At 48.2% G+C, this 24,801-nt stretch carries 18 protein-coding genes; 3 read left to right on the forward strand and 15 right to left on the reverse strand.

Annotated features, from left to right (window positions below):
• Positions 1 to 4: 4 nt before the first annotated feature.
• The 3 genes from V5J77_RS23190 to V5J77_RS23200 are packed head-to-tail and all read right to left on the reverse strand — an operon-like array spanning position 5 to position 4,702.
• Entirely contained in the window at positions 5 to 1,483 is a 1,479-nt protein-coding gene (locus tag V5J77_RS23190) for a Na+/H+ antiporter subunit D (RefSeq protein ID WP_338553199.1), read from the reverse strand.
• Positions 1,476 to 1,814 (reverse strand): Na(+)/H(+) antiporter subunit C, encoded by a 339-nt coding sequence (locus V5J77_RS23195; RefSeq protein ID WP_338553200.1) that lies wholly within the window; start codon positions 1,812 to 1,814, stop codon positions 1,476 to 1,478. Before V5J77_RS23195 ends, V5J77_RS23190 begins: the two co-directional genes overlap by 8 nt.
• Positions 1,815 to 1,816: 2 nt before the next feature.
• Positions 1,817 to 4,702, reverse strand: a complete 2,886-nt coding sequence (locus V5J77_RS23200) for a Na+/H+ antiporter subunit A (protein ID WP_338553201.1) — start codon at positions 4,700 to 4,702, stop codon at positions 1,817 to 1,819.
• Between the two features lie 234 nt (positions 4,703 to 4,936).
• On the opposite strand from V5J77_RS23200, the gene V5J77_RS23205 reads away from it, so the two are divergent.
• Together V5J77_RS23205 and V5J77_RS23210 are read left to right on the forward strand one after the other, a co-directional pair.
• Entirely contained in the window at positions 4,937 to 5,176 is a 240-nt protein-coding gene (locus tag V5J77_RS23205; RefSeq protein ID WP_338553202.1) for a hypothetical protein, read from the forward strand.
• Positions 5,177 to 5,274: 98 nt separating this feature from the next.
• Positions 5,275 to 6,138 (forward strand): alpha/beta hydrolase, encoded by an 864-nt coding sequence (locus V5J77_RS23210; RefSeq protein WP_338553203.1) that lies wholly within the window; start codon positions 5,275 to 5,277, stop codon positions 6,136 to 6,138.
• On the opposite strand, the gene V5J77_RS23215 is transcribed toward V5J77_RS23210, so the two are convergent.
• The 7 genes from V5J77_RS23215 to V5J77_RS23245 form a co-directional block, all read right to left on the reverse strand.
• Positions 6,135 to 6,905: a response regulator gene (locus tag V5J77_RS23215; protein ID WP_338553204.1), complete on the reverse strand. Its 771-nt coding sequence runs from the start codon at positions 6,903 to 6,905 to the stop codon at positions 6,135 to 6,137. The genes V5J77_RS23210 and V5J77_RS23215 overlap by 4 nt on opposite strands.
• Entirely contained in the window at positions 6,880 to 8,664 is a 1,785-nt protein-coding gene (locus V5J77_RS23220) for a sensor histidine kinase (protein WP_338553205.1), read from the reverse strand. Before V5J77_RS23220 ends, V5J77_RS23215 begins: the two co-directional genes overlap by 26 nt.
• An 80-nt stretch (positions 8,665 to 8,744) precedes the next feature.
• Positions 8,745 to 9,842 carry an NAD(P)-dependent alcohol dehydrogenase gene (locus V5J77_RS23225; protein WP_338553206.1) on the reverse strand — a complete coding sequence of 366 codons (1,098 nt, stop codon included), beginning with the start codon at positions 9,840 to 9,842 and terminating at the stop codon, positions 8,745 to 8,747.
• Positions 9,805 to 11,406, reverse strand: coding sequence for a glycoside hydrolase family 43 protein (locus V5J77_RS23230; RefSeq protein WP_338557020.1), 1,602 nt, complete (start codon positions 11,404 to 11,406; stop codon positions 9,805 to 9,807). Before V5J77_RS23230 ends, V5J77_RS23225 begins: the two co-directional genes overlap by 38 nt.
• A gap of 37 nt (positions 11,407 to 11,443) precedes the next feature.
• On the reverse strand, positions 11,444 to 12,718 hold the full coding sequence (locus tag V5J77_RS23235; protein ID WP_338553207.1) for an extracellular solute-binding protein: 1,275 nt from the start codon (positions 12,716 to 12,718) through the stop codon (positions 11,444 to 11,446).
• A gap of 99 nt (positions 12,719 to 12,817) precedes the next feature.
• Entirely contained in the window at positions 12,818 to 13,675 is an 858-nt protein-coding gene (locus tag V5J77_RS23240) for a carbohydrate ABC transporter permease (protein ID WP_338553208.1), read from the reverse strand.
• 18 nt (positions 13,676 to 13,693) lie between these two features.
• Positions 13,694 to 14,641: a sugar ABC transporter permease gene (locus V5J77_RS23245; protein WP_338553209.1), complete on the reverse strand. Its 948-nt coding sequence runs from the start codon at positions 14,639 to 14,641 to the stop codon at positions 13,694 to 13,696.
• Positions 14,642 to 15,026: 385 nt separating this feature from the next.
• Here V5J77_RS23245 and V5J77_RS23250 point away from each other — a divergent pair, with 385 nt between their 5' ends.
• The gene (locus tag V5J77_RS23250) at positions 15,027 to 15,884 is read left to right on the forward strand and encodes an SDR family oxidoreductase (RefSeq protein ID WP_338553210.1); all 858 of its coding nucleotides are present in this window, start codon (positions 15,027 to 15,029) and stop codon (positions 15,882 to 15,884) included.
• 368 nt (positions 15,885 to 16,252) lie between these two features.
• Here the strand turns inward: V5J77_RS23250 and V5J77_RS23255 are convergent, their stop codons facing one another.
• The 5 genes from V5J77_RS23255 to V5J77_RS23275 form a co-directional block, all read right to left on the reverse strand.
• Complete coding sequence (locus V5J77_RS23255) at positions 16,253 to 17,941, reverse strand: diguanylate cyclase (protein ID WP_338553211.1); 1,689 nt, start codon at positions 17,939 to 17,941, stop codon at positions 16,253 to 16,255.
• 337 nt (positions 17,942 to 18,278) lie between these two features.
• Positions 18,279 to 19,040 (reverse strand): AAC(3) family N-acetyltransferase, encoded by a 762-nt coding sequence (locus tag V5J77_RS23260; protein ID WP_338553212.1) that lies wholly within the window; start codon positions 19,038 to 19,040, stop codon positions 18,279 to 18,281.
• A gap of 187 nt (positions 19,041 to 19,227) precedes the next feature.
• Positions 19,228 to 21,162, reverse strand: coding sequence for a carbohydrate-binding protein (locus V5J77_RS23265; RefSeq protein WP_338553213.1), 1,935 nt, complete (start codon positions 21,160 to 21,162; stop codon positions 19,228 to 19,230).
• 69 nt (positions 21,163 to 21,231) lie between these two features.
• Complete coding sequence (locus V5J77_RS23270) at positions 21,232 to 22,989, reverse strand: carbohydrate-binding protein (RefSeq protein ID WP_338553214.1); 1,758 nt, start codon at positions 22,987 to 22,989, stop codon at positions 21,232 to 21,234.
• Positions 22,990 to 23,080: 91 nt separating this feature from the next.
• Complete coding sequence (locus V5J77_RS23275; RefSeq protein ID WP_338553215.1) at positions 23,081 to 24,787, reverse strand: extracellular solute-binding protein; 1,707 nt, start codon at positions 24,785 to 24,787, stop codon at positions 23,081 to 23,083.
• Between the last annotated feature and the right edge of the window lie 14 nt (positions 24,788 to 24,801).

The raw sequence follows: 24,801 nt of genomic DNA on the forward strand, positions 1-24,801 counted from the left end.
CCATCTACTCCTTTAATACGGCATCAATATAGGTTGCAGGGTGAAGGAGCGTATCTCCTGCTACGGACACCCATCCGTATACCGCTTCTGAGCCCAGCCCCATTCCAATAACGAGAACACTTAAGCCTACGGCAGGCAGGAGCAGCTTGTTGCTTAACAGCGGCATTTGATCCAGCTCACGCTTCTCCTCCCCCCAGAAAGCCGCCATAAATATCCGAATTAAGGAGTAAAGCACGATCAAGCTCGATGCTAGCGCAACCGCCGTCAGGACATATTCCCCCTTCTGCAAGCCTCCCTGAAGGAGAAGCAGCTTGCCTGTAAAGCCGCTGAACGGTGGAATTCCTGCAATCGCAAGTGTCGCAAGCAGGAACAGCCATCCCATTAGCGGATACCGTTTGATCAGACCTCCCATATGCTGAAGGCCGTCCGTCCCTGAAGCTTGAATAATCAGGCCGCCTAAAATAAACAGCAGCGCCTTGCCCAGCATGTCATGCAGGAGATAAAACACAGCTCCATCCAAAGAAGCCTTGGAGGATACGGCTAGCCCTAATGCAATAAAGCCTACGCTAATCACTACGTTGTAATTCATAATACGCCGGATGTCCTGATAGGCAACCGCACCGAAGGCGCCTAACAGCATGGTTGCAATAGCCATCCATTTGATCCAGCTTTCAGTAATCGCCAAATCCGTATGAAAAATCAGCGTGAACGTCCGCAGCAGTGCATAGATTCCTACCTTTGTGAGCAATGCCGCGAACAATGCCGTTACGGCAGCCGGAGGAGCACCGTAGGAGCCGGGCAGCCAGAAAAATAGGAACAGTCCGGCTTTTAAGGAAAATACGATCATGAACAGCAGTGCAATGACATGCAATATCCCGCTCTGCCCTGCCTCCGCGATTTTGACGGACAAGTCGGCCATGTTTAGCGTGCCTACAACCCCGTATAAATAAGCAACAGCTGCGACAAACAGCGTAGAGGATAAAATATTAATGAGAATATACTTTAGCGTCTCCCTTAGCTGCCGCCTTGTGCCGCCCAATACAATAAGGGCGTACGAGGAAATGAGCATGACCTCGAAGCAGACGAACAAATTAAACAAATCGCCAGTCAGAAAGGAGCCATTGATTCCAACGAGAATGAACTGAAAAAAGGGATAGAAGTAATAGCGCTCCCGCTCCTTCCCAATCGTGCCGAAGGAATAAAACAAACAGAAGGCACTGACGAGCGATGCCGTTAAAACGAGCAGCACCGCGAGCATATCAGCGACAAATACAATGCCATATGGCGGTATCCAGCCCCCCATATGCAGCACCTGAACGCCCTCCGCACGAACTTGAAAAGCCAGCAGGCACGATACCGTTATTTGAAGCAGCATGCCTATTGCGCTGATCCAGCGCTGAAGCCTTACCTGATTTTTGAAAAACAATAGAAGAATAGCCGTGCATAAGGGAATCAGCAGCGGGAATACGAGCAAATTATTCATCGTCCTTCCCCCTCAGCTGCTCCATATCATCGGTTCCCAGCTTCTGATACGCCTTGTAGGCCAATACAAAGAAGAAGGAGGTCACGCCAAAGCTGATGACGATGGAGGTTAAAATAAGTGCCTGCGGCAGCGGATCGACGTAGGCCGCTGCTTCCTCCCCTAATAGAGGTGCCGATCCCGTTTTGAGCCGGGACATCGTCAGCAGCAGCAAATGGACGCCATGCGTGAGCAAGGAGGTGCCTAAAATAATGCGCAGCAAGCTTTTTGACAAAATAAGATATACGCCGACGGCAAACAGCACACCGATCGTTAGCGACATATACAGCTCCATACCTACTTATCCCTCCCTATCGTAAGGATGATCGTCATCGTAATGCCGACAACCGTCATATATACGCCCAAATCAAACAATACGGCCGTTGCCAGCTCGGTTTTTCCGAGTAATGGCAGGTCGAAATAACCAAAGGCATGGCTTAGGAAAGGCGCCTTGAATAAGAAGGAGCCTATGCCTGTCAGTACAGCGATAAATAAGCCAAGGGCAGTCAGCTTTTTGAAGTCGAGGGGAATGACCTCACGCATCGTTTTTACGCCGAAGGCCATCGTTAGCAATATGAGTGCAGCCGCAGTCATTAAGGCGCCGATGAAGCCGCCTCCCGGCTCATTATGTCCAGCAAAGAACAAGTACAAGGCGAACGTTATAATGATAAATACCGCTATCTTGGAAATCGTCTGCAAAATCACATCATTGCTCTTCCCTCGCCAAGCAGCCGAAAGCTGATTTTCAGCATTGGTTGTTATGGCTGCTTGGCTGGCACCATCTGCCTCGTTAGCGAGCCGCAGCCGAATCAGGGCATAAATGCCATAAGAGGCAATGCCAAGCACGACGATTTCCAGCATCGTATCAAATCCGCGGAAGTCCACAAGAATGACGTTCACGACGTTTTTCCCGCCAGCGAGCTCGTAGCTGTATTTCAAATAATAATCCGATATGGAATCAAATAGCTTGCTGCCGCTTACGCTCAGCGCAATGAGTGTCATAATTGCCCCAACCGAAACCGAGATGACTAGGTTAGTCAGCTTAAAAGGGAGCTTCGTCTCCTCTTTTTTCAGCTTCGGAAGGTGGTAGAAGCAGAGCAGGAATAGGGCAACCGAAACCGTCTCGACAATCATTTGGGTTAAAGCGAGATCCGGCGCTCGGAATATAACGAAAAACAAGGTGACCATGTAGCCTGCGGCACCAGTCCAAATAATCGCAATCATTCGTGACCTTGCAAAGGGTATCGCAATGACCGCAGCTATAAGAACCAGATTAATGACCGCCTCATAAAGCGAAACCGGGGCAAAAGCCGTAAAATCAAGCGTCATGCCGCCGCTGCGATACAGCCCCCATCCGAGAGACAGGATGAAAAAAATAAAAACATAAATCAAATAGTGACGGATTGAGCCTGTCATATAGCGATTAGTCAGACGGCGTGATCCTCCATGCAGCAGCCCGATTCCTTTGTCATAGGCAGCATTCAGGGTCGCCCGGTAAAAAAGCGGCTGATGAAGCACACGCAGGCGCTGATGGAAGCGATACACCATCATTCCAGCGGCTACGACTCCCATCGTCATGTATAACTCCGCTGTCCAGCCATGCCACATATGAATGGAGACGACGAAGCGGTCGCCCGGAAGCAGAAGACCCGGATGGATAGCCGCCATTGCCGGCTCAATTAACGAATAAGCCAGCAAATTTGGAAACAGCCCGAATACAACCGCCAGCGACGCTAAAACGACCGGCGAAAGCAGCAAGCCGAATGGCGCCTCATGTGGCTTTTTAGCCAATTTTTCAAACTGGGCGGGACCTGTAAACGTTCTGAACAGTAGAACCATGCTGTAGCCAAATGTGAAAATGCTGGCGACCCAGGCGATAACCGGGAAGACAGCCCCAATGGACTGCATGTTCATGACATCCATCTCCATAATGCCGAGTACAGCTGTGAAAAACATTTCCTTGCTTAAAAATCCATTAAATGGAGGCAAGCCTGCCATCGAGAAGGTGCCTATGAGCGCAATTGTAAAGGTGATCGGCATGACCGAAAGAAGCCCGCCAAGCTTGCGAATATCCCGGGTGCCGGTCTCATGATCCACAATGCCGACGACCATAAATAAGGCTCCTTTGAAAATAGCATGATTGATGAGATGAAAAATCGCTGCCATCGTCGCCTTCGTATAAAACAAGGAATCGTTGACGCCTGTATAGAAAGCAGCGGCAGAGCCAAGCCCGAGCAAGCTCATAATTAATCCAAGCTGGCTAATTGTTGAGAAGGCGAGCATTGCCTTCAGATCCGTTTGCTTGAGCGCCCGATAGGAGCCATAGATCAACGTAATCAGGCCAACAAGTGAGACTAACCAGAACCACACCGCGTGTCCCGCAAAAACAGTGCTAAATCTGGCGACCAAGTATAAGCCTGCCTTTACCATTGTCGCCGAATGGAGATAGGCGCTAACCGGTGTTGGTGCCTCCATCGCATCAGGCAGCCAAATATGAAACGGAAATTGTGCGGATTTCGTAAAGGCACCCAGCAATATAAGCAGCAGCGCCGGAAGGAATAACGAATGAGCAGTAAGAACATCCATGCTGCCTATCATTTCTCTGATGCTAAATGTTCCTGCCATCGTGTATAGGAGAATAAATCCGGCGAGCATGGCGAGACCGCCGAGCACCGTAATGAGCATTGATTTTAGGGCGCCATATTTGGATTTTTCCCTATTGTGCCAGAAAGCGATCAGTAAAAAAGAAGAAATGCTCGTCAATTCCCAAAACCCGTATAGCACAATGACGTTATCCGAGAGCACCACGCCAAGCATGGCTCCCATAAACAACAGCAAATACACGTAGAAGGAAGGCAGCGCCTCTTTCCCTTTGTCTAAATAAAAGATCGAGTATAACACCACTAAAGAGCCTATTCCGCTAATCAACAGAGCAAACAATAACCCTAGCCCATCCAAATAAGCCGTAAAGTTGATGCCTAGCGACGGTATCCATGGCATTGTCTCCGTGAGTGTATTTCCCGCTTGAATGAGCGGTAGGTGCAGAAGAAAATAAATAAATAGCAGCACAGGAACAGGGATGACGAACCAGCCCGTATGAAACCGATGCATCAGCTTATGGCATACCGCGCTGCCGCCAGCAAATAAAAAAGGCAAAATAATAGCCACATGCAGTAAAGACAACCTTTTCATCCTCCTTAACCCTGTTTATAGCTCTTTCCACTCAGTTTTTCCAAAAAAACGCAAAAAGAGCCCGCTGTTGGCAGGCTCCTCCGAATAAAGCAATATGCGATTTTATGACACAACTACTGTTCATTATAGTTTTAGCCCACTTTTTTGTCAAACCTATAAATGCAGGCACCAGGGCATGAAATACTTCTCAGCAGGGAAAACTTTTAATAAAAGAGGTGATTTCCTATGCTGCGAATAAAAATAATCGTTTGCTTATCCATCTTTGTTTTTCTGATTGGGCTAGGAGCTGTCACGAATAACCATCTGGAGCAACAAAAAAGATATACAGTGACCTCGCCCTCTGAAACGATGCCGACCTCTACGCTTTATCAGGCCTCCTTCTGGAAAAACGGAGATTTTCCGCCGCTCCCATTTCAGCCTAGAGAATATGTCCGCATTCAAAGGACGGCAAATCGTGACTACTAGATAGCAATAGCGCTCCTTGCCCCCTTTGACAAACTTCGTATTCCCCCTTAATGTGGGCAGCACATACAAGCAGTGAATAATAGGAAGGGTGAGTCGTCATGGATCGTCAAGTCAGCACCCTGCAAGTAGGAGAATATGTGCTGGAATACTCCATTGTGGGCGGAGGAGTCCCGCTGCTGTTTTTTCATGGCGGTCATTCCAACTGCTATGAGGAGTTCGGCTACCAGAACCTTGTCGCTTCAGGGTATTCCATCATTACCCCCTCCCGCTCAGGCTATAGCCGCACCTCCTCTATTGCTGAGCTGGAGCAAGCCTGCGGTCTATATTTGTCTCTGCTGGATCATCTTCATATAGCAAAAGCGCATGTTATTGCAGCCTCAGCGGGAGGGCCAACAGGCATCCTTTTTTGCGCAACCTATGCTGAGCGCGTTGCAAGCCTCACCCTGCAAAGTGCAATCACCTCGCCATGGCTCTCACCTCATGATTGGGCCTATCGCATTTTCAGGCGAATTTTCAAACCGGGGGTGGAAAAATGGACGTGGCTGCTACTGGCTCGGATCAATAACCTACTGCCGCGGCTTACATTCAGGCTGCTGCTTTTCTCCTTTTCCACCCTATCGCCAGCTGAAGCTTATGCAAGGCTCGACGGTCTCGCTATTGAATCATTTCGCAAAATGAACAATCGACAGCGCTCCTATAATGGCTTTCTTATTGATCTCAAGCAAGCTCAGGCTGATTATACGAAAGCATTACGTTCCATTAAGGCTCCTACCCTCATTATGCACAGTAAAAATGATCGTTCCGTCGCTCCCAAGCATGCTGAATATGCCACGGCTCATATTGCACATGCCGAAGCTTGCATTCTCGATGCCTGGGGCCACCTAATATGGATAGGCAAGCATACTGCCGAGCTGGATCGCAAGCAAAATGCCTTCTTAGCTGAGCATCTCATTCAAAGCTAAGACAGCGAACCTTGGCTCCCATGGGCAGCCATCATCTTAAGCTGCTCGCGGTACTGCTTTGGCGTAATGCCTTCATATTTTTTGAAAAAGCGGATGAAATAGCTCGCCGTCTGCAAGCCGATTTGCTCCGAAATACCGTCCAGGCTTAACGGAGAATGATAGAGCAGCTCCTTTGCCCGCTTCATCCGCAGCCGAATGACATAATCGCTGAAGCTGACGCCCGTCTCCTCCTTGAACAGCACGCTGAAATAGCTTGGATTCAGATGTACATGCTGGGCGACCTCCTTGATCGACAAAGGCATACCCATGCTTTCATGAATATATTTTACGGCACTAATAATATAAGCATTAGTGGAGGGCACGCCATAGGCAAGCCCGTTCGCCGCTTCCTCCGACTTGGACTGAAACACCTTGCCGACTGCCTGTATGAGCTGCTCCTGCCGAATCGGCTTCAGCAAATAATCGACGGCGCCCAGCTTTAGCCCCTTCTGGGCATACTCAAATTCCGCAAAGCCGGTGAGCAAAATGGTATTGATGTCGTTCTGCTCCCCGCGCAGCGTCTCAAGCAGCTCGATTCCGCTCATTAGCGGCATCCGAATATCGGTAATGAGCAGATCATAGGACTTCTCCCGAAGCAGACGAATCGCCTGCTTGCCATTGTCGGCCATCTCGACCTTCACCTTATCCTCTCCCCACTGCTCCAGGGTGAAGGCCACCCCCATGCGTGAGTTATACTCATCATCAACGACCAGTATGCTGTGATTCATCGTCAGAAGCTCCCCTCTCTGGTACGGGCATAAGCTCGGGCTCTAGCGGAATTTTCAATACAATCGTCGTCCCGGCACCCGGCGCGCTGTCAATGGTTAAGCCATACTGCATGCCATAGTGCAGCTGAATCAGCTTGCACACATTGAACAAGCCAATTCCGTTTTTACCGGTTACAAAAGCAATGCTCAAATCATTTTGTAAGCGTTCTCTTATTTGGTGCAGCTGGCCTTGGTCCATGCCGATTCCGTTATCGTGCACCGTGAAGGAGATGACGCCCCCATCCTCCCTTACGCGCAGCTTGATCGTTCCGCCATGCTCCATTGGCTCTATCCCGTGCACGATGGCATTTTCAACGAGCGGCTGAATCGCAAGCTTCGGAATACGCACGTCGCCAAGCTTGAGGTCGCAGTCAATCTCAATGGCGAGCCTATCGCGCCAGCGCATTTTCATAATATCGCCATACCGCTTAATCTGCTCCAGCTCCTCATGAATCGTGACGAAGCCGTCCTGGGTGCTGGAATGAATTGTATACCGAAACAAATCAGCAAGCTGAATGACCGTTTGCGCCAGCTCCTGCTCTCCTTTGCGAATATGATCCCAATAAAGGGAATCGAGCGTATTGAATAAAAAATGCGGATTGATTTGCGAATGGAGCGCTTTAATTTCGCTTTTGCTTTTCACAATTTCTATCTCGTATACGGATTTAATCAAATAATTAATCTGCTTAACCATCTGGTTATAGGTCATATTCAGCTGATTAACCTCTCGGTTGAAATATTGATCGGGATTTTCCCGTGGACTGCCATGCTTGCCGCCTTGAATGATGCGTGTCAGGCTTCTGATTGGCGACGTAATAAACTTGGATAAATAGTAGGACAGCAGGCCAAATACGAAAATGCTAAGCACACTCGCCCACAGTAGCACATCGCGCAAAAAGTAAATATCGGCAGTCAGCGTCTGCTTGGGAATCATAATTTGCAGCTTCCAGCCCGTAGCGCGTATGGCCCTCTCTACCGTCACATAATCGTCGTTCTCGCCTTCAACCGCGCCGACCGACAGGAGCAGCCCGCTATCCTCTACAACGTTCATGCTATTATTGTTCTCATCAAGAAGCCGCATCACGCGGCCTTTGTCCTTCGCCTTGTCCGTAGTCGCCAGCTCGATAATCGAGGGCTTAAGCCGAATGAGCAAATAGCCGCCCTTCGCATATTTCTCCTTCTCCAGCTTCACCTGCCTGACGGCTAGCAAATTATCGGGATTGTCCGGATCGCGTCCTATCCAAATAATCGCCCCGGCTTGATGGATATCGTCCGCCTGCTGTAAGGAACGCGCGTCTATCCGCTCCCCGATATTCTTCTCCACGATAGGGTACAGGCTGCGAGATAAGCTGTAAAGCTCAATATCCTTTATCGTATCTGAATAGGCTGTCTTCTCAATGAGCAGCTTCCTCAGCTTCATTCGTTCGTCATAGACTGCCAAATGCCCCTGCTTCTCCGAGCTGAGCGCTTCTTGTATCCGATCATCCATAGCCAGCTGCAGCGTTAGAACGTTAACCTCATTCAGCTGCGATTCCAGCCTTCCGCTTGCTTGCAGTGCGATCTCATCAATGTATAGCGACGCATTTTCCCGCTGCACCTTGGACAGCAGCACATACAGACTGCTCACCGTAAGCAGCAGGACGAGCGACATGGTCAAAATAAAACCGACGAAAATTTGACCTCTCGTCTGATCCAGCCCTATTTTTTTAAAATATCCCAATTGTTGCTTCCTCCAGTGAAACTTGCACAAAACCTATCCTCTCGAACGTTCGTGAAAGGATAGGCTTTGTCCGCATATGGTTATTGATTAGGATAGATCATTATTTTAATACTTGTATCCTTCTGTGTACGCGCCATTTCAACCGCTTCCTTCGTATCGCGAAGCGCATATTTATGAGTAATAACCTTCTCGATGTCCACGCTTGATTGGCTGAGCGCTTGGATAGCGCCCGGGTAGGTATTGGCATAACGGAACAATCCGAGCACATCTACCTCCGCATCAATAATCGCGTTCACATCAACCGGAATTTCAGAGGCTGCCGGCATTCCGACGAGCACAATGCGTCCTCCGCGCTTGACGGTACGTACAGCATCGGCAATGGCCCGACCATTTCCTGACGTCTCGACGATAACCGTAACGCCTTTTCCGCCTGTCAATTCGGCAATACGCGCCTGCACGTCCTCCTTCATTGGATCAATAATCGCTGTAACGCCCATTTCCTTCGCCAGCTCCTGACGGAACGGAACGACGTCTGTAGCATAAATTTCACTTACGCCAAACACCTTTGCCGCCTGTATCGCAAGCAGACCAATCGGGCCAAGACCCGTTACGAGCAGACGGTCTGCCGGAGTGACCTTTGCGCGGTTCATCGCATGAAGTCCCACGGACAACGGCTCCAGAAGCGCGCCCTGCTCAAAGCTGATTTCATCGGGCAGCTTGAATAGGAAGTCGCTGCGTACCGTTACATACTCGGCCCATGCGCCGTCAACTGGCGGTGTTGCCATAAATACGACGTCCGGGCACAAATTGTAACGACCCGACTTGCAATATTCACAGCGGCCGCAGGCAACGCCCGGCTCAACCGCTACCCGGTCGCCAATGGAGACATTCGATACGCCCGCGCCGACAGCTACTACCTCGCCAGCCAGCTCATGTCCGAGAATAATAGGCTTCTCCACGACATAGCGGCCAATTCTGCCATGCTCATAATAATGAACGTCTGAGCCGCATACGCCAATACAATATACTTTAACGAGCGCCTCATCGTCCTTCGGTGTTGGAACGGGTATTTGTTGGATCTCAATATCCAGCGGCTTGTTCATAACGGCCGCTTCCATAACGTTTTTGCTCATCATCAGCTCACCTTTCGGAATACTTGAAATAATCAAAGTCCGCATGCTTGCCGCGCCCGCTTAAATCCTGTACGCAAATGCCGATAAATGCTCCGGTGAAGCCTTGATCCAGCGCGATGCCATCCTTGACTAGCTCGGCGTTTTCATCCGATATTTTGCTGGCATCCAAAACAGGGCCTATTGGCTGCCAAGCCTTGCCATCCAATGAATAGTAAAATTGCAGCGCAACATGGCGAATTTCCGCCTTCAAATAGCAGCGCTCCGCCCCGTCAATGGACACGGGCTGGTCAAGCGGCTCATCATAGACAGCGCGGTCACTCGACATAATGCCGAGACATTTGCCCTGCTGCTCGTCGCGGCTGATCCATAGGTAATAATAATTCTTCGTATTGTAATAGTATACAAGCCCAGCAAGCTGCTGATAAGTGTCTGGCTCAAATTCTACGACCGTTTCAGCATCAACTGTAAACGATTGCTGTCGGCGTGCAAGCAAGCTCTGCCGATGAGCGGAATATAGCGATTCTCTTCCCTTCATCCTCATATGGCCGGGGCGCTCCTTCAGCGTCGCCCATTGCTCGCTCCGCGGCTCGCGCAGCGTATGAAGATGAATGCTGATCGCATCCCCGTCAAAATGCTCAACCTCCGGCTCCGCCTCGAAGGGATGCTCCGGCAGTGCTGGCGCGATGACCTGAACCTCAGGCGAGTGGCCTCCGCCAATTAAACGCAGCCAGCCATCCTCCGTCCAAGCGACTCTCTGAAGCGCAGTTTCTCTTCCAAGCGTGCAGCTTCCCGAAGGGCTGAGCGGTCGTGCGCACAGATGGGCAATGTACAGCTGTCCATCCTGCGTTTCCACTAGGCTCGCATGTCCAGCCTTTTGCAGCGGCAGCTCGGAGTGATCCGTTGACGTTAGAAGCGGGCCTGCCGGATCGGCCTCATAGGTGCCAAGCAGTGTCCGTGAGCGAGCAACCGTAGCCGCATGCCCATAACGCGTGCCTCCCTCGGCTGTAAGCAAATAATAATAACCGTCATGACGGTAAATATGCGGCCCCTCCGTCAAGCCAAGCGGCGTGCCGTCGAAGATCGTGTGGATCGGGCCTGTCAGCGCCTTAAGCTCCTCGGAATACTGCTGGATGACGATACCGCCGAACGGGTTTTTCCCTTTCCGATGATCCCAAGTTAAGTTGACCAGCCATTTGGTGCCATTCTCATCATGGAACAGCGAAGGATCAAAGCCGCTGCTGTTCAAATAAATCGGCTCTGACCACGGCCCCATAATATCGGTTGCTGTTACGACATAGTTATGCGTGTCCTTGAAGGGCCCCATATGACTTTTCACATCGGTAAACACCAGATAGAAGATGCCGTTGTCGTAGCTGAGGCACGGTGCCCATACGCCGCCGGAGTCGGGATTGCCGATCATATCAAGCTGGCTTGCCCGGGCAAGCGGTTGCGTCAGCACCCGCCAGTTTTTCAAATCGCGAGAATGATGAATTTGGACACCGGGAAACCATTCAAAGGTTGAGGTCGCAATATAATAATCGTCTCCGACACGAATAATCGAAGGATCGGGGTTAAAGCCCCGTAAGATCGGATTGTTAATTACGCTAATCGTAAGCGCCTCCTGTCACATATGCTATGAGCTGCTGCTACTTGATTTTCGCCAACTCGTCTTTGACGCTGTTCGAATTTTGACCGACAATCGCACCGACTGAGTTCAGGAATTGCTCGGCACGTTTGGCATCAAGCGCTTGGTCATAGTAGCTGAAGAAGCCTTCCAGGCTGCTGCTGATCGAGCTGTCGTAAGCGAAAGCCAGCGGATTCATTTTTGCCGCTTCAAGTCCTGGGTTTTTCATGGGGCTAATGTTCGCGCCTTCGTTAATTTCTTTCCGTTGCAGCGAATCCGTAAGGAAGCGAATCGCTTCATAAGCTGCCTCTTGGTTCGTCTTGGAGGAAATCGCCATGCCTGCGCCGAAGCCGCCTTGGTAAGTGTTAATACCGCCTTGTCCGCCATCTACTGTCGGGAATGGCACGAAGCTTACTTTGTCGGCAAAATCGCCATCCAGGAAGGAATTCATTGCCCATTCACCTTGCAAATACATTGCAGCTTTACCGTTTGTGAACAGCGATTCTGCTGCTGCATAATCAAGTCCAAGGAAGCCATTGATGAAGCCTTTATGATCGACAGCAAGCTCACGCAGCATTTCGCCCGCTTGCACAAAGCTGTCCTGTGTGAAATCGGCTTCGCCTTTTTTCGCTTTCTCGAACGGCTCCATGCCGCCGATGCGCTGTGCCAAATAGGAGAACCAGTGCAGAACCGGCCAGCGGTCTTTGCCTGCTACCGTAATCGGAACGATATTTTTAGCGTTCAGCTGATCTACGACATTTAGCAGCTCCGCGTAGGTTGTCGGAGGCGTCAAACCATTTTCATTAAAAATCTGCTTGTTGTACCACAGGGATACGCCGCTGAATAGAACGGGAATGCCGTAGTTTTTGCCATCGTAAGAGAACGTTTCCAAACCACCGTTAAGCACATCGTTTTTGAACGCTGCATCCTTGTTAAGCGACTCTGTAATATCGCCCAGCATGCTGTTCGATACGAGCGTGTCGAACGTTTCACCGCTCCAGTACGTAATGATATCCGGCACCTGGTTGCCTGTGATCGCTACTTTCATTTTTGTTTTCAAAGCCTCATCTTCAAAAAACTCAGCTGTAAGCTCAATGTTCGGATGCTCGTCGTTGAATTGCTTGATCGACTTTTCAATAATGTCCTTGTTTCTCGTCTCCATGCTCCACATCGTCAGCTTCGTTATATCGCCGGATACAGCTTCGGAATTGCCGCTCTCCGCCTTGTTGCCAGCGCTGGAGCAGCCAGCCATTACTGCCATTATCATTGTCAACAATAAAATAAGACCCTTTTTCATGTTTGTTTCCCCCTTGAGTAATGTCTAGCGTGAATGTTGAACGTCGCACCTTGAATGTTGAATGCCGCAGCTCATGTTCCTAATGCTCCTTAGAGCAAATTATCCTTTGACCGCCCCCGCTACAACCCCCTTCTGAATATACTTTTGTAGGAACATGTATAAAATAATGATAGGAGCTGTCGTGATGACCAATGCCGCGCTAATGAGCGAATAATCGGCACTGAAGTTGCCTTTGAACATCATGAGGCCGAGCGGCAGCGTTTTGAGCGATTCCTTGGACACCATAACGAGCGGAAATACGAAATCGTTCATGATGTTGAAAAAGGAAAGAATCGTAATCGTCGCCAGCACAGGCTTCGCAATCGGAAAATACACCTTGAAAAACGTCTGGTAAATCGAGCAGCCGTCGATCATGGCCGCCTCCTCCAGCTCCTTCGGCACGCCTTGGAAGAAGCCGTGGGCGATAAAGACTGCGACAGGAAGATTAAAGGCGATATAAGGGAAAAATAACGCCCAGAACGAATCATAGATTCCCAGCTTGTTCGCCATCGTAAACAGTGGAATCAAGGTGCTGTGAATCGGAATCAGCATGCCGAGAAAAAAAGCTCCGAGCAGCAGCTTCGAGCCTCTAAACGGCCGAATGGATAAGTAAAAGCCAATTAACGTTGCTACAACCAGCAGCCCGACTACCGAGAAAAAGGTAATGTATAGGCTATTGAACAAATATCCGTTGATGCCTTGGTTCCAAGCCTGCACAAAATGATCAAAATGCCACGATTCCGGCAGCCCCCAAGGGTTAGCAAAATACTCCTTATTGGTTTTGAAGGACGAAATGGCCATCCATACGAACGGGTAGCCTGTAAATACGAGATGGACCAGCAGCAGCACATACAGCAGCAATCGGGAAAAGCCCTTGCCGCGCGTCCCCGCAGGCAGCATCGTTTGAGTCGCGCTCACCTTCATCTCTCCTTTCTCTTATTGGAATCTGGCGCCAGTGCGGCTCAGAAGCTTTGAAATCATAAATGCGAGGCACAGCCCGAACAGCAATAAGAAGGTCGAGATGGTGCTGCCATAGCCGAAATCCATCATGCGGAATGCATTTTTCATCATATAGCTTGCTAGCACCTCACTGCTATTATTCGGTCCGCCGCCCGTCATAATGTAAATCAGGTCGAAATATTTCAAAGAGTTGATGACACAGTTTAGCACGGTGAACGTAATGGTCGGCCAGATGAGCGGGATTTGGATGCTGAAAATAATTTTCCACTCGCTTGCGCCCTCGACTCTCGCCGACTCCAGCACCTCATCGGAAATGCCCTGAAGCGCACCGATATAGACGATGATATAAAAGCCGATAAACTGCCAAGCAACAACCGCAATAACCGATCCGAGCGCCGTCGCTTCCTCCCCAAGCCATGCATGCGCCCAGCTGTCGAGGCCAAGCTGCACAAGCAAATTATTCAGCAGCCCGAAATTCGGGTCGTAAATTTGCCCCCACAAAATGCCAAGCACCGCTGTAGACAGCATAACGGGCGTGAAATAAATCGTTTTCATAAAATTCGAGCCTCTCAGCTTGTAGCCTAGTACAATGGCAAAAAACAAGCCGATCGGCAGCTGAATTAAAAGCGCTCCCAAAGTTAAATACACGGAGTTTTTGAGTGAGGTCCATAGAACCGGGTCATGGAGCAGCCGATTAAAATTTTCCCCTCCGTTGAAAATCTTTGCCGAAACTCCGTCCCATTGAAAGAAGCTATAATAAATACTCATACTGATCGGCACAATAATGACTGCCAAAAAAATCAACAGTGCAGGTCCCATGAAAAATAGCCTGCTGCCCAAGCGTCCGACGCCTGTCTCGTTCATCCGTAACATCCTCTCCTGCTTCATGCGCTTGATGCCTTGCTGCGTTGTATCCGTTTTCATTATTTTATCAACGACCTATATCTTTGTAATGACACGATGATTAGGTAAAATAGCACTTTCATTGGCTCGTCCGGCAGAGCGAGGGAACCGATGAAGCCAGCGCCTGCTGTTCGCGATGGGCCTGGCGGACGCAGCAGCCGCTATTTCAATTGAATCTCGGGCTATAGCTTATTTCGCGGACTCAGGAGCAGCTATTGCAGGAAAAATCGTACAAAATTAGAATCCGCACAAAAATGTAATAGCAGGATTGACATCGCGCCCAGAAGTAACTATTATAGTTACAACGATAAAGATTTTAAAAGTAGCTCATGCTAGGCTATAAAGGGATTTCAAGCATGGAAGCCCATTTTATTTCACACAAACCGAACTTATGGAGGCATGAATCATGAAAATTTTAGTAACTGGCGCAACTGGACAATTTGGCTCCCTCGTTATCAATTCCCTATTAAAAAAGCTGCCTGCTGATCAGCTTGCGGTAAGTGTGCGTACGCCTGAGAAAGCTGCGCATTTGCAAGCACAAGGCGTTGACGTACGCCATGGTGACTTTGATCAGCCCGCAACGCTCGATACAGCATTTGCTGGTGTTGACCGTCTGTTGATCGTTTCCGCTGATGCAGATAATGCTACACGTATTCGCCAGCATCAAGCCGCAATTGATGCCGCCAAAAAAGCAGGCGTAGGCTTCATTGCTTACACAAGTGTTGCCAATGCAGATAAGAGCACACTCTCGCTCGCAGAGGTACACCGCGCTGCGGAAGAAGCAATTGTTGCGACGGGAATTCCATATTCTCTGCTGCGCAACAACTGGTATGCCGAAAACGAAGCTGGCAGCGTACAGGGCGCCATCCACGGAGCACCTTGGCTGAACGCCACTGGCACTGCGCGTGTAGGCTATGCATTACGGAGCGATTATGCCGAAGCGGCGGCGGCTGTTCTAGCTGGCGAAGGCCATGACAATAAGGTCTACGAGCTGTCGGGCAAGCCGCGCACGCAAGCTGAGCTGGCAGCTATCACTGGCGAAGCATTGGGCAAAGAAATTAACGTCGTGGATGTAGACGATGCTGCATTCGGCCAAGCTTTGACGCAAGCTGGGCTTCCTGATTTTGTCGTAGCGATGATTGTTGATATGCAAGGGGCAATTCGTGAAGGCTCGCTCGATGTAGAGAGCAATGATTTAGAAACGCTGCTAGGTCGCCCTGCTGCTCCACTCAGCGCATTTGTTACTGCTCTTTCTGGACGTTAAGCTATTGTGATTAATAGGATAGGCTGAGTAAGTAAATGAAACGAGTCTGTCTCGACAGGTCAGAAATGACCTTCGGGACAGACTCGTTTTACATATAGATAGTCGGCAATCAGCAGCTTGATGCTGCTCGCATGTTTCAGGTGACTATCCGGGGGTTACCTCTGTCCTCAGAAAAAAACAGTGTATAGGGGTTCGAGCTCTTCGCATCCAAACAAAAAAAAGAGACAGACCGGCAATATGCCAGCTGTCACATTAACAATAAATAGAACAAGCCCCCGAGTCACCCTCACCTTATCCATACATCAGCACGTGGTAGCTACATTAAACCATATACAACCTAGCAACATGCTAATGCATTCCTGTTACATTTAAGAAACACTCTGAGCATCGGCAAATTCAATTCGATTTCTTCCATTTTGCTTGGCCTGATAAAGAGCTTTATCGACGGCGGCAAAAAGTTGAATTAAATACCCTTCCGGATTGTCCGGGACATGCTGAAGATTAAAGTCTTCAATGGATAAGCACCCTACGCTTACCGTAATAGAAACCTGTTTGATTTCATGATCTACTAAAATGTCGTTTGACTGTACCGCTACTCTCACTTGTTCCGCTAATTTTTCAGCTAACTGGCGTTCTGTATGCGGCAGGTAAATCATAAACTCCTCCCCGCCATAGCGAGTTAGAATATCAGTCCCACGAATGGCTTGCTTGACCGCCTGTGCCGTGCGATAAAGAACCTCATCTCCTATTACATGTCCATAGCGATCATTAATGGCTTTAAAGAAGTCAATATCAAAGAGGATCAGTGAAAACGGGATTTTATATTGAATATTCGTTATAACCTCATGCATGAGCTGCTGCGTCAAATAACGTCGATTGTAGCAGTTTGTTAAACTATCCGTCAGAACTAATTCCTCAAGCTTTTGATTAGCTGTGAACAGCTCATTGCTAATACGATCAAGGGCATGGTTGCGTTCCTGAAGAACCTCATTTTGCCGATTCATTTCTTTCACAAAAAAACGCTCTTTCGTGACATCCTGAAACGTAATGATATGTCCAATCTGCATGCGGTAGGAATCGACAATTGGCGAAGCCTGTATAATAAAATGACGCACGAGGTCTCGCTCATCAATGATTTCGATTTGAGACAACGTATTTTCTTTACGCTTATAACGTTCCAGAAACCTCTTGCTGCTGCCCTCAACACGAACAGAGCCGAGCAACGACTCCATATCAAAATAATCACCGACATTTAATTCCATATAATGGCGCAAGGCTTTATTCGCCTCAATAATGGTTTCATTATCGTCGAGTACAAGAATACCATATGGAAGCGTGTTGATCACATCCTCATGGGCGATGGAGACCAGCTCAAACACATTATATTTTTTAATGACATAAACAAAAAATAAATCTGAAAGAAAAATACCCATCGAAGTAAAGCCTGGAATGATCGGCAGCCACTCCCTCAATACCACATTAAGAAGAGCATCAATACCTGCAAATATAGCAAGCACGAATATTCCCCATAAGGTTACCTTCACTTGCTTCCTAATCATTGGTGAAGATTTAGGAGCCCTCAACGCCCCAAACAGAACAAAGAGGGAAGCAAAGAAGTAGCTCACCAAAATAGTGATGACTACCCAAAACCATGCGCCGTATTCTCGATGAATATAACCGCCCTCAAGCGGCATGACAAACATATTATGTGGGTTAATGACCACGCCAATTGCTGCAATAACAGCCGGAGCGAGCAGCAGAAATAACGTCTTCCCCCTTAATTTATTAGTATTTCCGGTAAGAAAGACAGTAAGCAACAGCCAGCCGCATCCTAACATAGAAAGGGCGACAAAAGACAATATTACATAAAACAACTGAAGAAGCGGATCACTAGTCAGATCTATTGCAATCTGACACAGGGGCCAGAGCATCATTAAAAAATGAAATAGAAAGTACACCTTATGTAAATTCGTAATTCTAACGGTAGCAAAAACATACACATATAAACCAGACAATAGGAGGAATAAAAAAAGATCATACCACACTAATGGGCTCACAAATCTTCTCCTTTTTTGATACGACGACTACGATAGTATAGAAATAGTATACTCCATAACACTTAAATGGACCTTTAAAAGATGATTTTCCCTATCATTAGCTTGGTTAAATTAACCACATCTTATCACACAGTAAAGCAGTCAGCTAGCCCATACAATGGCAGTCCAACCATCCTCTAACCGATTCCTTCATACCTTCTTTGAATTTGCCCGTGAATGGGATGATTATGGCCTATGCCATGTGAGGAGAAGAGCGTGGTTTGGGGATGAATTAAGAAGCTTTTACGCGGTAGCATTCTAGAGCCATCCGTTACCGGACAGCCCTTCATACATTTTATTAATGGTTCAGTGGATTATTATCCGAGAACAAATCGGGATTGTCTTGGAGCATGCTCGTTATGACTCTTGCTACCCCGGCCGCATCACAAACCCTTACAACCGCATCGCCAAGCCGCCCCTTATACATAGCGCCTTCGCTTTCCAGTAAATCATCTACTTTCCAAAAATGCTGCGACCATGACAGTCCGCAATGTCTGCGGGAAGGGACAGAAATTTCTGTTCCATCGGCTAAAACCGTGTAAAGCTGCTCCGAGTCATCCGTTAATCTGCCCGGTATATCTACCCATTCTTCGACTCCATGAATAAAGGTATTGCGCCTTAAATCGACTCCAACTAACAATATAGTCGCCCTGCGGTCGAGCAGCTTCCCCCAAGCGGAGCCTCTAGCGCAGGGCGTATCGAAGCGATGATCGTCGTTTGTAAGCTCTATAGCATCCTTGCCTAATGCTGCTACCGAATGAGTGGGGTGCAGCGAACGCACCACACCCGGCCGCTTGCGAAAAAGCTCAGGCAGTATTCCAACACAGGAGGGGGAATGATCAACGTAAAATTTCGGATTATCCGCATTGACGTAGGACCATGTATGGGTGGGCAACACCAACAGCCCCTCCTTCATATGAGCGGTTAACGCATCTAAAACGGTATCAGCGCCACCTTCAACAGGCCCAATACTTTTCATCGAGGAATGGACGAGCAGCGTCCCTTGGCTGTCAATGCCTAGCTGCTCTAGCTGCTTCATTAAATTGTCTATCGTATGCATGTTGTTCACCCTCCCCCGCCATTATATCAAACCTTGCCCTTCATTGTGATAGGGTTCGACGTATCCTCTCAAAGGAGAAATTCCTTTCTCTGCGACGGTATAATGAGGTTCGGTCAAGGATTTAGCACCCTAAAGCCGAAAGGCCTCGTCCCCATGTAAAGGAGACGAAGCCTTTTTGCCATAATCATTACTGAGCCGAAACATTAATGCTATCAATATTTGGCCCTTCTGTGCCTGTAGTGACCAGTTTTAAACTATTAGTTCCGCTGTTCATAGGTACCTGAATCGTCTTCTCGACCCAGGTTCCCCAGCCGCCGGTTGCTGTAAAGGCAACATTGCTAATCACTTTCGTACCGTTTACAAAAACATCTAAATTTCTCGTACCTGTTTCCAAGGCATACCGGATCTTAACATTTTTAGTACCTGTAACTGCAGCGTAGATGTTATTCCATTCAATAGCCGCATCGGTTGTAGCATTGAAGTTAACATATCCGCTGCCGCTGTAGCCGGTATGGATGGCTTCTACTAAAGAGTTGGTCAGTATAGTGCCCGTCTCTGCTTCATAAGAAGTACCGGTGCTCACAGCATTTTGTGTAAACTGCCAGTAATCAAAATTAAATAGGTTGCCTGAGCCAGCCCCAGTAAAGACTAGGAAGACGTTATGAGTACCGGTTGCACCGCTTACACCCGTTTCAATAACGCTCCAGTTTTGTGTTCCACCTGTGGAAGGTACATTAAGCGTTCCGACAAGCGGGCCGGTTACACTGTCAAGACGTATTTCAATATTCCCACCTACAGTAGAGGCTACATTTGCTTTAAAAGTAGTTGCTCCACTTGAACCGAATTCGGCGTTTCCTACAGCGACCCAGTCCCCATTGTTAATGCTCGTTACGTGAAGATTACTTACTGGTCCGCCTGTTGCTGAAGTTTTCTCCGTCAAAATGCGTCCATTCCAGGCAAACGTTTCAGCCTCTACCCGATTATAGGGATTGAGATTGGCAAGCTGCGATACGCCTGCAAAATTGGCTGCAACCTCCTGAATCGATCCATTCGCATTATGCACAAGCTTATTGATATGAGGGGAACGGTAGCCTCTACCTGCTCCGTATAGAGCATAGCTGACCGTTTGAGTATGATATACCACATACCACTGGTTGTTTAAATTAAACACAGAGTGATGGTTATTGCCTCCTGCACCAAAAAATGAGCCTGGATTTTTTAGGAAATGGCCTGCGTACGTAAAGGGTCCCATCGGACTTGTACTAGTCATATAGCCGATTTCACCTTTAGGCTTGTCAGCAGGATGCGTACCGCTGAAATTAATACAATAGGAGTAATAATATACCCCATTATACTTGTGGATGCCTGAGTCCTCAAACATGAACGGCGCATCAATCGTTGATGCACTTCCAACGATGCTGGTCATATCAGCACCTAATTTCAATACTCTAGCTGTATTAGGATTTGCATATTGCGCCTGCGTTGGATTTGAACCGCCAGGGATGCCTCCACCTGCATACAAGTAGCCTGTGCCGTCGTCATCTACAAATACGGCCGGGTCAAAAAGCCAAACTACGCCGGACATACCCGGTGTACTCGTTGTGACCAGTGCTCTTCCCAGCGGATCGCTCCATGGCCCGATTGGGCTGTCAGCTGTGAGAACACCGATACCTCCCCCACTATTTGCAAAATACAGGAAAAATTTATCCTGGCCATTTATTTTCTTCACTGCCGCAGCAGGAGCCCAAGAGGCACCCGCCCATTTTGCAATGCCTTGTCCGCCATTTGCTCCATTTGCACCTGCTACCGGAATAGCGCCGTGATCTGTCCAGTTCACCATATCCGCTGAAGATATAACGAACACCTTATTCAGATTAGCAAAAGAATTATCTTTAATCGTTCCGTTGCTATTATATTCATAGTCATCACTGGACATATAAATATATACTCTTCCGTTATAGGTCATTGCAAAGGGGTCCGCCCCTAAATGATGGTCAATGAGCGGGTTGGAATTCCCTACATTTTTGGCAATGGTCGTACTAGCCGCAAATGCAGACATCTCTGGCAGACAGCTCAATATTAAGGCAAAAGCTAATAAAAAAACGCTCAACTTCTTTTTCATTACTCCATATCCTCCTTCATTTCTTACGTACCCTGCCTCTTACAAGCAACCATTTCTACAGCCGTTCTGCTATTGGGCTGTAACGTTGATGTTATCTATATTCGGTCCCTCTGTACCCGTCGTAACCACCCTTAAAGTATTGTTTCCGCTATTCATGGCAACCTGAAGCGTTTTCTCACCCCAGCTTGTCCAACTGCCAGTCGCTGCAAAAGCTGCATTGCTAATCACTTTCGTCCCGTTAACATAAACGTCCAAATTTCTTGTTCCTGACTCTAACGCATAACGGAACTTCACATTTTTAGTTCCTGCTACGGAAGCGTAAATGCTGCCCCACTGAATGGCTGCATCGGTTAAAGCATTAAAGTTGACATATCCGCTGCCGGTGTAGCCCGAATTTATGGCTTCTACTACGGAGTTCGTCAACGTTGTTCCCGTCTCAGCTTCATAAGTCGTACCGCTGTTGTTGTTTCCACCGCTGCCCAGTTCAGCTACATAGGTTGTAACACTCCGTGCTGGAAGCTGACCTGTAAAGGAGCCCGCAGACACATTAATTGACGATCCGGCTGCAAGATTTCTAGTGCTGTCTGTTACCCATGAAGATACCGTCGATGCATTGCCGTTTTGCAAAACAAATTTTTGATTGACGGCCGAGGTGCTTCTATTAATGGCTACAATAACGACCTTGTTGTCACCTTTATAAGCAGAGACATGGACATTTGTTTCAGGAGTCTTGGTTGCATCAACCCTTACATAGCCTGGACGAACAAATTTGGAGAAATGAGCCATGTTATAGCCGCGTTTGCTAATCGTGCCGTCCTCTTTCATCGGGCCGTATTGTCTGCGAATATACCACCATACATAGGCTTGGAAATCGCCCTCAACCATCGCATTGTGAATATGATGGGATACATCCAATGCCTCAGGCCAGAGATCCGCCGAGTTGTTGTTGCTATTTGGATAGTATACTTCTGTCATCCAAAGCTCTTTGCCCGCTCCCTTTTGTTTGAACAGTGGGTACGCAAAATTGCTAACGCTTGTACCATAAAGATGGGCACCAAGAATATCCATATTGGCAAGAGCTTGCGGATCATTCAATATCGGATCTGACATATTTTTCAGGTATTGAAATGACTCTGGAGCCATGACCTTCGTATTTTGAATGGAGCCCGCATTTTCTTTCATAAAGCGAAGCATCTCTTGTGGCGTCCACCATGTCCAGTCATGAGCATAATCAGGCTCATTTTGAACCGAAATCGCATAAAGGTTCACACCGTTATTTTTCATGTAAGTGACAAAATCATTAAGATGCTGGGCATATGCAGCATACTTATCATATTTAAGACGTTTGGCTGAAGTATCGCCATTTTTATTGAAGGTCTCAATCATACTAGCTGGAGGATTCCATGGTGAAGCAAAGACGAGTGCGCCTTGCTCAATCGCGCGTTTGGCAGTCGGAACTTCTTTGTACCAATTGTTGCTGTCACCGTCTACAAAAATTCTTAAAACCGAAAAGCCAAGCTGATTTTGTCCATTGCCAAATGCCGTATCTCTTTGGGATGCTGTCAGATCCCCAATCCAGGCCGGGTGGTTAATACCTCCAAAGCCTTTTATTAATTGTTTTTCTGCCGATAAATTAATAACTGCATCGCTTGCTGCTGATACCTTAGGAGGACCTGGCACGGTTAATACTAACGGAAGCGCCGTTAAACATGCCAATAATACAAACATTGATTTTTTCAAACTTGAGATCATTTTTTTCATCTCCTTGGAATAGTAGTTTTTCCTATAAGCTGCTCCAGCTTCTCCGGCTGCTTCAACAACCGCCAACCACCTCCCTTCTCATATTTCTGTTCCCCGAGGGGCTTTGCTGGTTTGAAATTTTAAAAGGCCATCGTTCAGCCCCCCGCTTCAGCCCTGCTCACCATTTGCCTGCAACGCGATCCTTTATCGCCTTGGTTATCGTATTCTCATAGCTCTTCTTGTCCAGCTTGTTCAGCTCGCCGATATACTCCTCCCACAGCTTGTCAAAATCAGGCGGCGAGGACATGACCAGAGCAGGCAAATATTTACGCTGCACATCATCCGACTTCATCGTAAAAATTTGCTCCGGGGAGCCTTGCTCCAGCGCAATGGACCATACAGGGAACCATGGGCGTGCATCTGGCTTTGAAAACATCTCGCTGAACGTATCGACACCATATGCGTTCAGAATCGCTTTATCGCCTTCGGTAAACGAGGCATAGGCCAGCTCGGGCTGATTGCCGGGACTAAAGGCATTGCCGTCTAATAAAGTGGACTCCACGCCGTAACGCGGCCAGTCCGTTTGGAAGTAGGTGAAGCCGAAAGCACGACTGAGCTCCAGATCATCATGGTATTTGCGCTGATCATCGCTTGCGTAATAAAAACGGCCATGGTCATCTACACTGTAGGTTTGGTCCTTGATCCCCCACTGTACGAGGATTTGATTTTCTTCCTTCAACAAAGCATCGAAGTATTTAATAATGCGAATGGGATCCTTGGCTTTGATGGAAATGCCGACCCCATAATTGGCGACAAAGCCTGGCGGGTCCACATACTGATCTTTGATGTCTTTGTCGAATACAAGGGGAAGCGGAGCATAACGTTTCTCGTCAATGCCAGCCGCTAATAAACTTTTGGAAGCATCCCCTACCTGCCATGCATAGTTAAAGTAGCCAAGCACACGTCCTGAGGTCAATTTGGCCAAGTATTGATCCTTGTTCATCGTAAAGGATTCTGGATCAAACAGCTTTTCCGCGTTCACTTCGTTCAGCTTCTGAATCCATCTCTTCTGGTAGTCGGTTCCGGCTACAACCTTGGCCTCGTGGGTTTCCATATCGACAATAACACTGCCGTCGTTAGGATAGCCCGCAAGATGCATAGCAGGGTTTTGCAGCGTAAAGAAGTTATTTGCGACGCCGGCCAGAGAAACGAATCCGATTGTATCCGCACCATCAATTGTCGGATGCTTCTCCCTGTATTGCTTGATTAGAGCAAAATATTCGTCCAACGTGCTGATCTTCGGATAGTCGAACTCCTTCAGCACCGAACGCTGGATCCAGAAGGCTCCTCCGCCAATATTGGGACCGCCGATATACTCGCCCTGATTGGCGGTATACGGCAACGTATAAATTTTCCCGTCCGTCTGTCGCATTTTATCGAAGTAAGCGCCGTACACGCGTTTGATGTTAGGCCCGTACTCCTCAATTAGATCATCGAGCGGGATGTATGCTCCTGCGTCCATCAGCTTCGCCATTTCGCCACTAGAGCTAATCACATCTGGATAATCGCCGCTTGCAATCATGACTCCAGCCTTGGTTAGACTATCGCCTACGACATATTCCAGCTTCCAGTCGACACCGGTTTGTTGCTGCAATTGTTTTCCGATGACCGTTTCACTCGCCAAAGTGTCCTTCTTGCCTGTCGAAAAATGATAGTATGAAAAAGTTACAGGCGGATTCTCCTCTCCACTTGCTGTGTAAGCATCGGAGGTGGATTTGTTGCTAGAGACGCTGTTAGACGTACTGTTATCCGCCTTACTGCACCCTCCAAGCATCGCTGCTAATAAAATCATCAAGCCAGCAATTACCGCCATGCTTTTGTACATTTCAACAAAATCCC

It is taken from the genome of Paenibacillus sp. KS-LC4 (assembly GCF_036894955.1).
Lineage (GTDB): Bacteria > Bacillota > Bacilli > Paenibacillales > Paenibacillaceae > Pristimantibacillus.